The sequence below is a fragment of the Parcubacteria group bacterium CG10_big_fil_rev_8_21_14_0_10_36_14 genome, assembly GCA_002772895.1.
GTDB lineage: Bacteria > Patescibacteriota > Patescibacteriia.
Genome location: PFCS01000006.1, coordinates 20,993 through 34,659, shown reverse-complemented (window position 1 = coordinate 34,659; position 13,667 = coordinate 20,993). Strand labels below are relative to the sequence as shown.

General features: G+C 35.4%; 19 protein-coding genes. 3 read left to right on the top strand and 16 right to left on the bottom strand.

Features of this window, described 5'->3' with window-relative positions:
- The first annotated feature begins 1 nt into the window (after nt 1).
- Complete coding sequence (gene def / locus COU51_00600; protein ID PIR67075.1) at nt 2-445, top strand: peptide deformylase; 444 nt, start codon at nt 2-4, stop codon at nt 443-445.
- 74 nt (nt 446-519) lie between these two features.
- Nucleotides 520-1,428 carry a methionyl-tRNA formyltransferase gene (locus tag COU51_00595; GenBank protein PIR67074.1) on the top strand — a complete coding sequence of 303 codons (909 nt, stop codon included), beginning with the start codon at nt 520-522 and terminating at the stop codon, nt 1,426-1,428.
- A 64-nt stretch (nt 1,429-1,492) separates the two neighbouring features.
- On the opposite strand, the gene COU51_00590 is transcribed toward COU51_00595, so the two are convergent.
- The 16 genes from COU51_00590 to COU51_00515 form a co-directional block, all read right to left on the bottom strand.
- On the bottom strand, nt 1,493-1,732 hold the full coding sequence (locus COU51_00590) for a hypothetical protein (protein PIR67073.1): 240 nt from the start codon (nt 1,730-1,732) through the stop codon (nt 1,493-1,495).
- A 9-nt stretch (nt 1,733-1,741) separates the two neighbouring features.
- A complete protein-coding gene (locus tag COU51_00585; protein PIR67072.1) occupies nt 1,742-1,990 on the bottom strand; it encodes a hypothetical protein in 249 nt (82 codons plus the stop codon).
- Nucleotides 1,991-1,998: 8 nt separating this feature from the next.
- Complete coding sequence (locus tag COU51_00580) at nt 1,999-3,411, bottom strand: hypothetical protein (GenBank protein ID PIR67071.1); 1,413 nt, start codon at nt 3,409-3,411, stop codon at nt 1,999-2,001.
- A gap of 31 nt (nt 3,412-3,442) precedes the next feature.
- Nucleotides 3,443-4,117 carry a hypothetical protein gene (locus COU51_00575; GenBank protein PIR67070.1) on the bottom strand — a complete coding sequence of 225 codons (675 nt, stop codon included), beginning with the start codon at nt 4,115-4,117 and terminating at the stop codon, nt 3,443-3,445.
- Between the two features lie 15 nt (nt 4,118-4,132).
- A complete protein-coding gene (locus COU51_00570) occupies nt 4,133-5,170 on the bottom strand; it encodes a hypothetical protein (GenBank protein ID PIR67069.1) in 1,038 nt (345 codons plus the stop codon).
- A complete protein-coding gene (locus tag COU51_00565) occupies nt 5,160-6,611 on the bottom strand; it encodes a hypothetical protein (GenBank protein ID PIR67068.1) in 1,452 nt (483 codons plus the stop codon). The genes COU51_00570 and COU51_00565 overlap by 11 nt, the downstream gene beginning before the upstream one ends.
- Before the next feature lie 124 nt (nt 6,612-6,735).
- Nucleotides 6,736-7,311 carry a 30S ribosomal protein S9 gene (locus COU51_00560; protein ID PIR67067.1) on the bottom strand — a complete coding sequence of 192 codons (576 nt, stop codon included), beginning with the start codon at nt 7,309-7,311 and terminating at the stop codon, nt 6,736-6,738.
- A gap of 10 nt (nt 7,312-7,321) precedes the next feature.
- Nucleotides 7,322-7,660, bottom strand: coding sequence for a 50S ribosomal protein L13 (locus COU51_00555; GenBank protein ID PIR67066.1), 339 nt, complete (start codon nt 7,658-7,660; stop codon nt 7,322-7,324).
- A 2-nt stretch (nt 7,661-7,662) separates the two neighbouring features.
- A complete protein-coding gene (locus COU51_00550; protein ID PIR67065.1) occupies nt 7,663-8,100 on the bottom strand; it encodes a 50S ribosomal protein L17 in 438 nt (145 codons plus the stop codon).
- A 35-nt stretch (nt 8,101-8,135) separates the two neighbouring features.
- Nucleotides 8,136-8,912, bottom strand: a complete 777-nt coding sequence (locus COU51_00545; protein ID PIR67064.1) for a DNA-directed RNA polymerase subunit alpha — start codon at nt 8,910-8,912, stop codon at nt 8,136-8,138.
- A 74-nt stretch (nt 8,913-8,986) separates the two neighbouring features.
- Entirely contained in the window at nt 8,987-9,616 is a 630-nt protein-coding gene (locus COU51_00540; GenBank protein PIR67063.1) for a 30S ribosomal protein S4, read from the bottom strand.
- 23 nt (nt 9,617-9,639) lie between these two features.
- Nucleotides 9,640-10,029 carry a 30S ribosomal protein S11 gene (locus COU51_00535; protein PIR67062.1) on the bottom strand — a complete coding sequence of 130 codons (390 nt, stop codon included), beginning with the start codon at nt 10,027-10,029 and terminating at the stop codon, nt 9,640-9,642.
- A 45-nt stretch (nt 10,030-10,074) separates the two neighbouring features.
- Nucleotides 10,075-10,464, bottom strand: a complete 390-nt coding sequence (locus COU51_00530; protein PIR67061.1) for a 30S ribosomal protein S13 — start codon at nt 10,462-10,464, stop codon at nt 10,075-10,077.
- 26 nt (nt 10,465-10,490) lie between these two features.
- A complete protein-coding gene (locus COU51_00525; protein PIR67060.1) occupies nt 10,491-10,604 on the bottom strand; it encodes a 50S ribosomal protein L36 in 114 nt (37 codons plus the stop codon).
- Nucleotides 10,605-10,720: 116 nt separating this feature from the next.
- On the bottom strand, nt 10,721-10,969 hold the full coding sequence (locus COU51_00520; protein PIR67059.1) for a translation initiation factor IF-1: 249 nt from the start codon (nt 10,967-10,969) through the stop codon (nt 10,721-10,723).
- A gap of 93 nt (nt 10,970-11,062) precedes the next feature.
- Nucleotides 11,063-12,835: an alanine--tRNA ligase gene (locus tag COU51_00515; GenBank protein PIR67058.1), complete on the bottom strand. Its 1,773-nt coding sequence runs from the start codon at nt 12,833-12,835 to the stop codon at nt 11,063-11,065.
- 130 nt (nt 12,836-12,965) lie between these two features.
- Here COU51_00515 and COU51_00510 point away from each other — a divergent pair, with 130 nt between their 5' ends.
- Nucleotides 12,966-13,628, top strand: a complete 663-nt coding sequence (locus COU51_00510) for a hypothetical protein (GenBank protein ID PIR67057.1) — start codon at nt 12,966-12,968, stop codon at nt 13,626-13,628.
- Nucleotides 13,629-13,667 lie beyond the last annotated feature (39 nt).

Sequence of the window (13,667 nt, the reverse complement as noted above, 5' to 3'; positions counted from 1 at the left end):
TATGATCGTAACTTATCCAAACAAACTATTACGCCAAAAATCAACCACCGTTAAAACGGAAGAATTTTCTAGTCCAGAAATAAAAAAATTAATAGCGGATATGAAATATTGGATAAAAAAAGCGGGTGGGGTTGGTCTTGCCGCAGTTCAAATCGGCACATTGAAAAGAATTATTTTGGTAGAAATAGATGGAAACATAGGTGCATACATAAATCCAAAAATAACAAAGCGTTCTCTTAAAAAAATAGCCATTGAAGAAGGTTGTCTTTCTGTCCCCGGAAAAAATGGATATGTTAAAAGAAGCCAAAAAATAACTGTAAAAACATTAAACGAGCAGGGCGATATGATAAAGTTAGACCTAAAAAATATCCCCTCTATTATTTTTCAACATGAAATTGACCATTTAAACGGCGTGCTGTTTATTGACAAACTTATAAAAAAATAAAATGTTTTAGTCCCCGAGCTTGTCGAGGGGCTTTCTTAACGTAATTCCTCCACAAAATCGGGAATTATCTACTTATGAATATAGTATTTTTTGGCACAAACAATTTTGCGCTTCCGGCTCTGCAACCTTTGGCAGAGAATTTTAATATTGTGCTGGCTATAACCAAACCGGCAAAGCCATCCGGAAGAAAACAAGCTATCGCTCCAACCTCTGTAGAGGTCAAAGCAAAACAATTGGGTTTGGATGTAATTTCTCCGGAAACTTTTGATAATAAAATCATAGGGCAAATAAATAACCTTGCGCCAGATTTGATTGTAGTTGTAGACTATGGAAAAATTATTCCGCAAAAAATATTAGATATTCCAACGCGCGGAGCTATAAATATCCATCCTTCTGCTTTGCCAAAATACCGAGGAGCGTCTCCACTTCAAACTACTATCTTAAACGGAGAAAAAGAAACAGCAATTAGCATTATGCTGATTGATAAAGAGATGGATCATGGCCCGATTTTGACACAAAAAAAAGTTTCAATTTTAGCAGACGATACTTACGGCTCGCTTTATACGCGCCTGTCCCAAGAATATCCAAAACTTTTAATAGAAACAATAAAAAAATATATTTCCGGAAAAATAAAACCAGAGAAGCAAAACCATAAAAAAGCAACTTTTACAAAAATATTAAAACGCGAAGACGGACGCATTAATTGGAATCAGTCGGCTATAGAAATCGAAAGAATGGTAAGGGCATATGACCCATGGCCGGGTACTTTTTGTGAGCACGCTGGCAAACGTCTAAAAATTCTTACTACATCTATCTCTTCAAAAAATTATCTGGATAAAAAACCTGGACAATTTTTTGAAACTCCGTTAAAAAAGCTCGCTGTAACTTGTGGAAAAACCTCTACCCTACTTATCCACAAGCTCCAACCGGAAGGCAAACTACCAATGACAGACAGAGACTTTATTCGCGGTTACATGAAATAATTATTACTTATTCTTCCGAATATTAAAATACCATCCTTTGCAGGATGGATTTTTGTTTGATGGATTACTTTACTCTTTTAGAGCATAACCTACTAATTCTTTCATAGGAGTCTTTATAAAAATCGAAAAAACTTTTACTAGTAGGGCATTGATGCGCATCTTTTGGATATTCGCCATTGCTTGCCCATCGCCTTACATCTTCTTCTCCTGGCGCATCTTCACATTTGCAAACGCGTGGATTGAGCAACGCTTCCAAAAAATCCTTTAATAAATCTTTTTGGGTTATGCGTTTTTTCCTTTGCATATCCTCCTCCTACATCTCCCTGATGCGTTGCAGTTTATCTGTTATTTCTTTTGGCAATCCAAAAAAGAAATTACGGGCATTTTGGAATGCCACAATCGTCCTAAAACACCTATGCATATCCTCCGGCATTTTTGTATTTTCCCGATATTCAAATGCCAGCTTTAAAATATCTTTTAAGCAACGTGTGCCCTCGTGCTCACAAATAGGTTTTTCAAGTAATTGCCAAATAGCATAAAGCTTTTTGATTTTAAAGAGCATTATACCTCCTATTCTCTCCCTGTTATATCATATCTCAACAAAAAAGTCAATAACAAGATGCCTATGCCCAATGGATGATTTAGATATGGCGTAAACATATGGATTGCCAAGAGCGAAACAATAAGTGCTAAACAGGCAATATTTTTATTTATAAATAAATCACGAAGAATTATAAATATAAACCCCAAATAAATAGCCAGCCCCAAAACTCCAAATTTTAAAATCATGTCCAAATAACCCCACTCAAAAGCATAAGTCGTATATTCGCCATTTATTCTAGGATCGCGTGAAAAAAAAGTTAATGTTTTCCCAAATCCATAACCAAAAACAGGATTTTTATAAATAGCGGGTAAAAGTGGAACGAGCTGTTCAATGCGAGTATTAGACGCGCTTTCTCCTATTTTTAAGCGTTCATCTATTATATTCCCTTTTGCAAAAAGCCCTACAAGCAAAACTCCGATTAAAATAGATAATATTAAGGTGATGCTTTTTTTAAGAATTTTCTTTTTTTCTAATATTTTTGCCAAAAGCAAAAAGACAACAAATCCTATCATAAGCCCAATCCACAGACTACGAGATAAGCTGATATAGATAGAGGCGCTAAAAAGAATTGTGAGTAAACTGTACTTCCAAAATTTAATTCTTCCAAAAAAGTATCTTTCTGCCAAAATAATCATCCCAACAATTAAAAAAATCTGGGATTGTAAAAATATCCTATAAGAACCGCCTTGAAGCGGGGTAATTTCCGCGATACGAAAATCTCTTAGCCACTTATATAAAATTCCTAAAAAATTTGGACTTTTACAATATGTGAATGTTATAAATATAGCTATCGTTCCGAACGCTAAAACGCTAGCTCCAGTTAAAATAATTTTCTTTAAATCTTTCAGTTTTTCTTCTGTATTTATATAAGCCAGCGCCGGCAATAAAAGCAAAAGATATAAGTATGAATTAGCATCAAAAAAAATATTAGATAACCCATTACCTCGCAAATATCCTTGTAAGATGGCAAAGAGCCAAATTAACATAAATAATGCCAAAAATATGAAAATCCCCCCGGGTCCCCCTTTTAAAAAGGGAGAAGTTCTTTCCTTCTGAAAAGAAAAATTAGGATGAATTTTTTTTCGCAATAAATCCGCCAGCCATAAACCCATTATTATCACAAAAAACAGCATTCTAAGCGACAAATGAAGGCCACCCGCATCAAACGACAACAAATACCCGAAAGATCCAAGGCAGAGCTCCAGAAAGGCCAGGTACAACGCATACTCACGTCGCCACACCCCCAAAACCAAACAAAACAATCCAAATCCAATAAACCCGGCTATTTTTATATCAGAATAAAAATAGCCAAGAAAAGAAAGGCCTAATAATAAAAAAGTAACGTATACTATGTGTATAATTCGTAATTTATAATTCATGATTTCTGGTCTACGATTAAATATTGGCAAGTTATAACTTATGTTTTAATTTAATTTTTTGTAACGCTTCATTATATTTTTTAACCTCCTTTAGTGGTAATTTATAAAATATTTTTGGGAGCCATCTGCTTTTTCCTCTCTTATCAGGAATAGCTTCAAATAAAATTTCATCAACGAAAACTCCGCGTTTCCCCTGCTCCAACATTGTAAGCCACAAATCCCAATCCTGAAACTTTACTAGGTTTTCATCAAATCCCGAAAAATCCTTACGTCTAATAAGTGACATTGTGGAAATATAATTAACCTCTTTCAATTTTACCTCATCAAAAGACATCCCACGCATTACTTTCCATCCCAGCTTAAAGGAACAATAAGCATAGGATACATTAAAATTTTCGTCTAATGCGTTTTTTAATTTTTTTAGAGTATCACGTTTCAAAATTATATCCGCGTCACAAAAAAACAAATAATCTCCGCTTACTTTGTGAGTGCCCAAATTGCGCGCCCAATTTGCGCCATAATTTTTTCCTTCAGAATAAATCTTCACTTTATCATTAGATCCTTTGACCTCTTGCAAGCTCTTGTCTGTTGAACCGTCGTCAATCACGATGATTTCTAAATCATAGTAGGATTGATTTAAAATTGATTCAATTGTTTTTTTAATTGTCTTTTCTTTATTGTATAGCGGGATTATAACAGATATCATAAGAATATTACTTTATCATTTTACTAAAAAAATTTCCTCTACTCTTGCCTTTCCTTCATCGCCCAATTCTTCACGTAAATTTTTATTTTTCAAAAGCTCGGAAATCGTGCTATAAAGTTCTTCATCCGTATGAACAACAAATCCAGTAACACCATTTTCAACCGCCTCCCCTAATCCTCCAGAATTTGTAACAACTACCGGCTTTGCATAATAAGCCGCCTCCAAACAAACCATTCCAAAACCTTCCCAATTATCTTTTGAAGGTAAAGCTGTAAGAACAAAAATATCACACGCACTATACAAATTAGGCAAGTCAACATCCAAAACTCTTCCTAAAAAAATAACACTATCAGAAAGCCCCAGCTCTTTTGTTATTGCTATAAGTTCGGACTTATATGGTCCGTCTCCCGCAATAACAAGCAACGCATTCGGATTATCCAATAAAATATGTGGCATTAACTTTATAAGTTTTGACTGTCCTTTTCTTTTTACTAACCGGCCAAGAGAAAAAATAATTTTTTTATTTTGCCAACCGTACTTTTCCCTAAAATCTTCTGTCGCTTTTGGCATCAACATTATCCTTGGATGTTCCACTTTATAAGAATACAAATCACCAAAAACAGTACGCAAAAGTTCTCCTGTAGCCTTACTATTCACAACGATTAAACTTGCTTTATCTAAAATCTTCTTTACCCAATATCTTTTCCATTTACTTTTGTTCGCGTTTAATATATCAAGCCCATGTAAAATTAAAGTGTATGGTTTTTTACATAAAAGCCCTATATATCCAATTGGTAAAATATGACTTATGATTAGGTTATCGTAATTTTTTCCAATTCTGCATCCCCAATACAAAGCCGGCAACCATTTTGGCCACCCTTTCCATATTAATTTTTTTCTTATAACACCCTCTTCTTCAAAAATTGAGGCTTGCATAGAAATATCAGGCGCTAAAACATCTAAATCATGTATCTTTACATAACCTTCGAGGTACCGCGCTACACCTCCGATATTCGGCTTATAATCAATTGTAATCAAAAGATTAGTCTTCATTTTTTAATATTTTATTCTTGAAATAATAATATTCTTCTTTTGTAAAAACCCGAAAAAGAAAAATAAAAGATATAAATACGAGGACTCCAAACGCTATTGCTAAATAAAATGGCATACCTTGTATAAAAGTCTTCACAAACATAGCCATAAAAATACCCGCAAAAAGAACGCGGAGATTATACCAGGCAATTTTTTTTATGCTAAAATCTATAACCTTTCTGACATAAATAAAATCCAGAATTAAAAGTACGACATTTACCACCAAAAAAGTAATACCGGCGCCAAGTACGCCATAAATTGGAATCAAAATTAAATTTAAAACAACTGACAAAACGGTGATAATACCACGATTCACGGTGTTTGCTGTCTGCTTGTCACAAGCTCTGAGCAATAATCCCGTAGGAAATGCTAAGAAAATAAACGGTATCGCTAAAGACATTATCTTAAATGTTGGGATTGCATCAATGTATTTTGGCCAAATAAGCTTCATTATTGGTTCGGAAACAGCATAAAGCCCCAAAGCTATCGGCATAGCAATCAATCCTAAGTAATTAAACGATTTTTCAAATAAGTTTTTCAGGCGCTGGCGTGATGTGGCATAAAAATTACTCATTGATGGATATATTGTCGCCTGAAAAGCACCCGGAATAAGAGCTTGAAAAGCAGTCACGGCTTTAGCGGGAATACTAAAGAGCCCCACCGCTCTATTGTCAGCAATATAACCCAATATAACAGCGTCTGACGCATTATATATTTTTATGAAGATTCCTGACAAAGCAAAAGCCGGCATCATCCGAAAAAAATATTTTATAACTTTTTTGTCATAAGCAGGACAAAGAGAATATCCAAACTTTAATTTTATTACGAGAGCTGCATAAATAGCGTTTACAATAGCTGAAAAAGCCAAAACAAGCATCACGAAAATTATATTTCCGGTAATTTCTAAAAAAACTACTCCGCCAATTAAAGTTATTACCTGAAACCCGATTACGCCCATTGATTCATATCCTAATTTTTGTTTTGAACGTAAAAAAGAATAAAAAAGCAAACTTAATGAATCGGCAATCATAATTCCGCTAGCGCCAAAAACTAAAAAGCGAGTTGTCCAATCGCTTTTGGTAAGCAGTAAAACCGTAACAGCAACAATAGTGGTAATAACAACAAGTGGAATTTTTACACCCAAAATATTGCGCAGATATTTTTCGTTGTTCTCGTCGTCTTTCGCAGTCTCACGAGTTAATAAGGGAGATAGCCCCAAATCCATGCCTATAGAAAAAAGAGTCGTGAAAGAAAGCGCCCACACGTAAGAGCCGAGCGTATCAGGCAAAAGACGCGAGGACAAATACAAAAAATACGCAAAAGAAATTATCTTTTGCGCTAAAAGTGCGCCAGTATAGAGGACTGTATTTTTTATTATTTTTCCTGTTGAATGTTGTTGCATATTGAATATCTTACTTAATTATAACATTTTTAGCTTATTTTTTCAACTATAAAAATTAGGTATTATAAAAATTATTCTATACCAAAAATCCCCCTTTCGGGGGACTTGATATGTAAAATAAATTTTAACGTTTGCTCCACTGTGGCGCTCGACGCGCTTTCTTTAATCCAGGTTTTTTTCTTTCTTTTACGCGTGGGTCACGAGTAAGATAACCAACTTTTCTCAAATTCTTTCTAAATACAGGATTTAGCTCCAATAATGCTCTGGCAGTACCTAAACGAATTGCTTCTGCTTGTCCCTTTTTGCCTCCGCCCTCTACTTTGGCGCTTACATCAAGTTTTTTCAACTGGCTAACATTATTCAAAGCTCCGAAAGCAATCTCAACTAAAAAGTCTGAACCAAAATATTCCTTTATATCTTTTCCATTAACCGTTGCTTTTCCGCTTCCGTTTTTTAATACTCTTACCCTGGCAATAGCAGATTTTCTTCTGCCAACAGCCTGTAAAAATCCAGGTCTTCCCAGTTTTTCCTTTTTTTCAGCATCTTCTTCTTGTATCGCGTCTTCTATTTTTTCTTCTTCCGGTTCCTTTGGCGCTTCTTTTTTTGGAGCGCTTTTTTTTGGCTTTTTTAATTCTTTTTCACCTGCTTCTTTTTTAGAAACCTTTTTTTCTTTTTTGATTGTAGTTTTTTCCTCTGCCATAATAGTATAATTAGACAAACTTTAATCTTTTAATTCTTGGATCTCTTAAACGATTCTTAGGAAGCATTTTATAAACAGCGTGGCGTATAACTTCTTCTTGTGTTAACTCTTTCATTGCTCTTGTTCGAAGCCCACCCGGATATCCGCTGTGGTTGTAATATTTATAATCTTTCAGTTTATTACCGGTAATTTTTATTTTATCTGCATTTTCAACCTCAACAAATCCGCCAGTATCATTATGTGGCGCCCAATCCGGTTTGTTTTTACCTTGTAGTAAAACCGAAATTTCCGTAGCCAATCGGCCCGGCGTTTTTCCTTCCGCATTTAGTTTATATACTTCTCTGTTCATATTTATTTAGTTTTTGTGGCTTTTTTAGTTTTTGGAGACTTTTTAACCGGTTTTTTCGCTTCTTTTGTTTCTGTTTTTGGTTTTGCGCTTTCTACAAATTCAATTTTTACCATTTTAGCGGCATCACCCCGTCTAAATCCTAACTTGGTAATTCGTAAATAACCGCCTTTTCTTTGGCTAAATCTTGGAGAAAGATCATCTAACACTTTTTTCACTGCAGACTCTACATATAATTTTTTCAAGAGTTGTCGTCTTGTATGAAGTGTGTTCTTCTTGCCTAAAGTTATCATTTTTTCAACATATGAGCGAAGAAGCTTTGCTTTTGCTTCTGTGGTTTTAATTTTTTCATACAAAACCAAGCTCGTTGCCAAACTTCTAAATAAGGCTTCTCGTGAGGCTTTTTTTCTTCCTAATGTTTTTGTTTTTATGTGGTGTCGCATACTAATCGTAAAGTATAAAATTGAAATGCAATGTTTTATTCTGTTTCTGTCTCTTCTTTTTCTTCTACTTCTTCTACGGAAACGTCTTCTTCTTTTATTTCTTCTTCCGGCTCTTCTTCTTTTCCTTCACCGGACATGACAATATTCAAATGGTCAATTAATATTTTTGCTGATTCTTTTACTGCTTCTTCCGGAGTTATTGTTCCATCAGTTTCAACTGTCAAAAGTAATTTGTCAAAATTGGTAATCTGTCCAACACGTACATTTTCTACTTTAACAGCAACGTTTCTTACTGGCGTAAATATTGCATCTATAGCAATCATTCCCGCTTCCAAATTTGATTTATCTCTCTCTTCTGTAACTGCATATCCTCTTCCCTGTTCAACGATAACTTCCATCTTAAATTCTGCTTTTGGATCTGTTAAGGTTGCAATATGTTGATCTGGGCTTGCTATTTTTATGTCAGAATTTTTTTCGAAATCACCTGCGGTAATTTTTTTCTCTCCACTTACAGTTAAGGAAAGCTTTATAGGCTCGCTACTATGAGAAACTAGACGAACCTGCTTCAAATTCAATATAACCTGCAAAGCATCTTCAAGAACGTTTGGTATTGCAGAAAACTCGTGGCTCACTCCTTCTATTTTTACAGCGGTTATTGCCGAGCCAGGTAAAGACGACAAAAGCACCCTTCTCAAAGCGTTTCCAATGGTGATACCATAACCATGATAACATGGCTCAAGGCTCACTACGGTCTCGTTTTTTCCTGTACCCTTTTTAAAATTTATCTTTGAGGGTAGAAGTATTGATTGCATATATTTATAAATTGGGGTTTAGGTTATAGATTTTAGGTTTCCCTAAATCCTAACCACCTAGTACCTCCTTAATTTTAACGTGAATAAAATTCAATTACATTTTGTATATCAAACAGCTTTTCGCCTTGCTGAAGTTCTGGCGCGCCCAAAACCTTTGCTTCCATTTTTTCTTTGTCTAAAGCAATCCAAATAGGCGTTTCTTTTGTCTTTGTTCGTTCACTTACTTCAGCTACTAATTTTTTATTTACTTTTCTTGCGTTTATACTGATTATATCCCCGGGTTTTACTTCATAAGATGGGATATCTACTTTTTTGCCGTTTATATTCAAAAATCCATGACCAACAAACTGTCTTGCAGATGCTCTGGATGTTGTAAAACCTAAACGATAAACAACGTTATCCAAACGAGACTCTAAAAACTTTAAAATCATATCCGTTGTATTTTCCTTTTTCTTCATTGCTTTTGCGATATAATTGGAAAATTGCTTTTCAGTTAAGCTATACATTCTTTTTGCTGCTTGCTTTGCGCGTAATTGCTTTCCATAATCTGTCATTTTTGACGGTTTTCCTTGCGGTCCATGAACACCAGGTTTATAATTTCTTTTTACTATGGCGCATTTCGTACTAAAACAGCGGTCTCCTTTTAGGAAAAGCTTTTCGCCCTCGCGTCTGCATAATTTACATTGTTCATTTAATTTAGCCATAGATCAAAACTTTTTATTTATATTTATATTCTGCGTGGTCTTGGCGGTCTTGGACCATTATGAGGAATTGGGGTTATATCTTTTATAGAAATTACGCTAAGTCCATTAGCATTTAATGAACGAACCGCAGACTCTCTACCAGAACCAACGCCTTTTACTAATACGTATACATCTCGTAAACCATATGAAGCGGCCTTCTCTATAGCATTTTTTACAATTACTCCAGCAGCATAAGGGGTTGATTTTTTTGGCCCCTTAAAACCGCAATGTCCGGCCGAAGACCAAGATATCACATTACCCTGCATATCTGATATTGAAACAATAGTATTATTATATGTAGCTTTAATAAAAACCTTGCCTTGGGAGACTTGTCTATCAATCTTTTTCTTTTTTCTTTTTACTATTTTTGGCATAATTATTATCGCAAAGCGATATCTTAATTTATATTTTTTATAATTTTACGTTTTCTGTCCTGCCTGTTTGCGTCCAGAACCCATAGTAACACGTTTATTTCCGCGCACAGTTCGGGAGTTTGTCTTTGTTCTTTGACCATGAGAAGGTAAACCCTTTGCATGTCTCGTTCCTCTATAAGAGCCAATTTCTTTTAGGCGTCTTATATTAGAAGCAATTTGCCTACGCAATTCTCCTTCGGTTACATATTGTTTTTCAATTAATAGTCTCAATTTATTTGCTTCATCTTCAGTCAAATCCTTTGTTCGTGTGTCTGGATTTATTCCTGCTGTCTTTAAAATTGATTTTGCTACTACTTTTCCAATACCATAAACATAAGTTATTGCAACTTCTATTCTTTTATTCATTGGTAAATTGACTCCAGAAATTCTTGCCATATTTTATTAGTTCTATAATTAAAAATTTAACCTTGGCGTTGTTTATGCCGAGGATTCTTACAAATTACTTGGACTCTTCTATTCCTTCGTATAACTTTGCAGTCCTTGCACATTTTTTTTACTGATGCGCGTACTTTCATATCTATTTATAATACTCTATATTAAAAATTTAATATGCGCAATAGTTCTCGTTTTACGAGTTCTAAAAAACCCGAGGAGCATCGGGATGCGCGTACTTTGGCAACACTTAAGAATGCTAAAACCTGAAGACAATCCTTCCTTTTGTCAAGTCATATGGTGTCATTTGCACCTTTATTCTATCACCAGGCAAAATCCTGATTTTATTCATGCGCATTTTTCCTGACAAGTGCGCCAAGATAGTGTGGCCATTGTCCAGCTGGATTTTGAATGTTCCTGCTGGCAAAAGCTCTAGAACCTCTCCCTTTTCCTCAATAAAATCTTTGGAACCGGAAGCGGTTACCTGTTCGTCTTTATTTTTACCCATTTTAGATAAATTATTACTTTTTATAGTATAAATGATTTTGTAAAAAATGTCAAGGGCTTATAGATATGGTAATTTTATTGCAAATTAAGCCAATCATTTGCTCTCAAGAATTGCCTTTATTCTGCGTATTCCAGCACTTATAGCCTCTTCTTTTATTATTCTGAAATGTCCAAGTTCACCTGTATGCGCAATATGGGGACCTCCACATATTTCTTTTGAAAAAATATTATCACCTTTTCCGACAGTGTACACCTTAACATTGTCTCCATACTTATGACCAAAAAAACCAAGCGCGCCACTTTTTTTTGCTTCTTCAGTTGGTATTTCTTCCCAAGTTATAGGATAATCCATCTTTATTGCATCGTTTACTAAATATTCAACTTTAATTTTTTCATCTTCTGTTAATTTGTCCGGATGGATAAAATCAAAACGCAATCGTTCTGCTGTTATGTTTGAGCCTTTTTGTTCTACGTGTTCACCTAAAGTTTTTCTTAGTGCTGCTTGTAAAAGATGAGTAGCAGTATGCAGTTTTTTCGTCTCCTCATCACTGTCGGCAAGTCCGCCTTTAAATTTTGCCTCCGCGCCCTTTCGTGATATCTCCTGATGTTCTTTAAACTCTTTGTCAAATTCTTCTTTAGCTATTTTTATCCCCTTTTCTTTTGACAGCTCTTCTGTCATTTCATATGGAAAGCCATATGTTGAAAAAAGAACAAAGGCGTCTTTACCAGACAACTCTCCGCTTGAAGACATTTTGCCAAACTCTCGAAGTCCGCGTTCCAGTGTTTTTGCAAATTTTTCTTCTTCTTGTGAAATCCCAGACATTATAAATGATTTATTATCCTGAAGCTCTGGATAATCGCTCCTCATTTGGTTTATTACTATTTCAGATATTCTGGAAAGGAACGACCCCTCTATACCGAGCTGACGTCCCATACGAAAAGCTCTACGAATAAGTCGACGTAAAACATATCCCTGATCAAGATTTGAAGGCTCAACGCCCTCTGCCAAAATAAAAGCAGAAGCGCGGGCATGATCCGCAATAATCCTAAACTCTCTTGGTCTTTCTTCGTATTTATATCCGCATAGACGTTCAATCTGCGCAAGCAAAGGAGTGAAAAGTTCTATCTCGTATACAGACGCCTTGCCCTGAAGCACGGCAGATGTTCTCTCCAATCCCATTCCTGTGTCAATATTTTTTTGAATCAATTCCGCATATTTGCCTTCTGCCTTTTTATCATAAAGCATAAACACGTCATTCCAAATTTCTACCCATTTTGCGCTGTCGGTTTTTGGATTGCTCTTTTGGCTCGGTTCACCCTCGCCAATATAATAAAACATTTCCGTATCCGGTCCGCACGGTCCGGTTTCGCCTGCCGGTCCCCACCAATTATCAGCGCGTCCCATAAAAGATATTTTATGCTCTGGGACTCCCAATTTTTTCCAAATTTCTGCTGACTCATCATCACGCGACACTTCCTCGTCACCTTCAAAAACGGTAATCGCTAATTTTTTTATTGGAATATTTAACCATTCCGAACTTGTTAAAAACGAAAAGCTCATTTCAATCGCTTCGCGTTTGCCATAGTCTCCCAGCGACCAGTTGCCAAGCATCTCAAAAAAAGTAAGATGCGAAGCATCGCCAACTTCTTCTATATCGGTTGTTCGAATACATTTTTGCACACTGGCAAGACGCGTGCCCTCTGGGTGCTTTACTCCTTCCAAATAAGGAACTAATGGATGCATTCCGGCTGTAGTGAAAAGTACGGTCGGGTCATTTTCCGGAATTAAAGGAGCGCCCGGAACTATCGTATGTCCGCGCTCTTTAAAAAATTCTAAAAATTTTTGGCGTAATTCTTTTACAGTCATATAATAATATAAAACTACTTAGCGATTAAAGCTTAGTCTAATAATAGTTTATAAGAAAATCGGTTTTCTTGCAACCTCTTAACCTTATAAATAATTTATACTAACGTACCTATTCACAAAGAGGAGAAAAATGCATCCGGAAAAAGGCAAACAAGCGCAAGAAAATAATATTATTAAAAATCAAGAACGAAAAATTGCCGAGCTAACTGCGGAGCTTAAAAAGTATAAAAAACCGAAAAAAGAAAAAAAGCCACGAAAACCGATTAGTCCAGAAAAGATAAAGCAACTATTTCTTTTCAGCTGTATCACTATTTTTATTGTTGGTATACTTTACCTACTTGTTTACTTGCTTGAATGGCAAAACGTATATACTTATGAAGGAACAATTATCAATAAAGTTTTTAAAGTTAATACTCGTTCAATAACCACAGTTATTAACGGTGGCAAAAAGAACAATATCGCTTATATTTCTAGCGATACCACAAATTACAATATTAAAATCGCTTTTACCGATAAAGACAATGATATACGACAAATAGAATTTTCAACCTCCAAGGATAATGATTGGAATTCCGTTTCGCTTGCCAAAGCCAATAATTATTATGACAAACTGCCCTTTCCTGAAAATTATTTGCATATGAGTCTTTTTGTAGGGAAAGCAAAACCGTATGTCGGCTGTAAGGTCAGGGTTTATGAATTGCGTGGCACAATCCTAAATTCCAATACTCTGCGCGGATTTGTCGCCAACGTCAGCATGTGCAAACCGCAAAACGCAAAAAAAGCGACAAAATAATAAATACCGCGAAAACTTGGGACTGTCCCAAGTTTTTTT

Coding starts and splice junctions, on each gene's coding strand:
- def (PIR67075.1), top strand. CDS start 2: ATGATCGTAACTTATCCAAACAAACTATTACGCCAAAAATCAACCACC.
- COU51_00595 (PIR67074.1), top strand. CDS start 520: ATGAATATAGTATTTTTTGGCACAAACAATTTTGCGCTTCCGGCTCTG.
- COU51_00590 (PIR67073.1), bottom strand. CDS start 1,732: ATGCAAAGGAAAAAACGCATAACCCAAAAAGATTTATTAAAGGATTTT.
- COU51_00585 (PIR67072.1), bottom strand. CDS start 1,990: ATGCTCTTTAAAATCAAAAAGCTTTATGCTATTTGGCAATTACTTGAA.
- COU51_00580 (PIR67071.1), bottom strand. CDS start 3,411: ATGAATTATAAATTACGAATTATACACATAGTATACGTTACTTTTTTA.
- COU51_00575 (PIR67070.1), bottom strand. CDS start 4,117: ATGATATCTGTTATAATCCCGCTATACAATAAAGAAAAGACAATTAAA.
- COU51_00570 (PIR67069.1), bottom strand. CDS start 5,170: ATGAAGACTAATCTTTTGATTACAATTGATTATAAGCCGAATATCGGA.
- COU51_00565 (PIR67068.1), bottom strand. CDS start 6,611: ATGCAACAACATTCAACAGGAAAAATAATAAAAAATACAGTCCTCTAT.
- COU51_00560 (PIR67067.1), bottom strand. CDS start 7,311: ATGGCAGAGGAAAAAACTACAATCAAAAAAGAAAAAAAGGTTTCTAAA.
- COU51_00555 (PIR67066.1), bottom strand. CDS start 7,660: ATGAACAGAGAAGTATATAAACTAAATGCGGAAGGAAAAACGCCGGGC.
- COU51_00550 (PIR67065.1), bottom strand. CDS start 8,100: ATGCGACACCACATAAAAACAAAAACATTAGGAAGAAAAAAAGCCTCA.
- COU51_00545 (PIR67064.1), bottom strand. CDS start 8,912: ATGCAATCAATACTTCTACCCTCAAAGATAAATTTTAAAAAGGGTACA.
- COU51_00540 (PIR67063.1), bottom strand. CDS start 9,616: ATGGCTAAATTAAATGAACAATGTAAATTATGCAGACGCGAGGGCGAA.
- COU51_00535 (PIR67062.1), bottom strand. CDS start 10,029: ATGCCAAAAATAGTAAAAAGAAAAAAGAAAAAGATTGATAGACAAGTC.
- COU51_00530 (PIR67061.1), bottom strand. CDS start 10,464: ATGGCAAGAATTTCTGGAGTCAATTTACCAATGAATAAAAGAATAGAA.
- COU51_00525 (PIR67060.1), bottom strand. CDS start 10,604: ATGAAAGTACGCGCATCAGTAAAAAAAATGTGCAAGGACTGCAAAGTT.
- COU51_00520 (PIR67059.1), bottom strand. CDS start 10,969: ATGGGTAAAAATAAAGACGAACAGGTAACCGCTTCCGGTTCCAAAGAT.
- COU51_00515 (PIR67058.1), bottom strand. CDS start 12,835: ATGACTGTAAAAGAATTACGCCAAAAATTTTTAGAATTTTTTAAAGAG.
- COU51_00510 (PIR67057.1), top strand. CDS start 12,966: ATGCATCCGGAAAAAGGCAAACAAGCGCAAGAAAATAATATTATTAAA.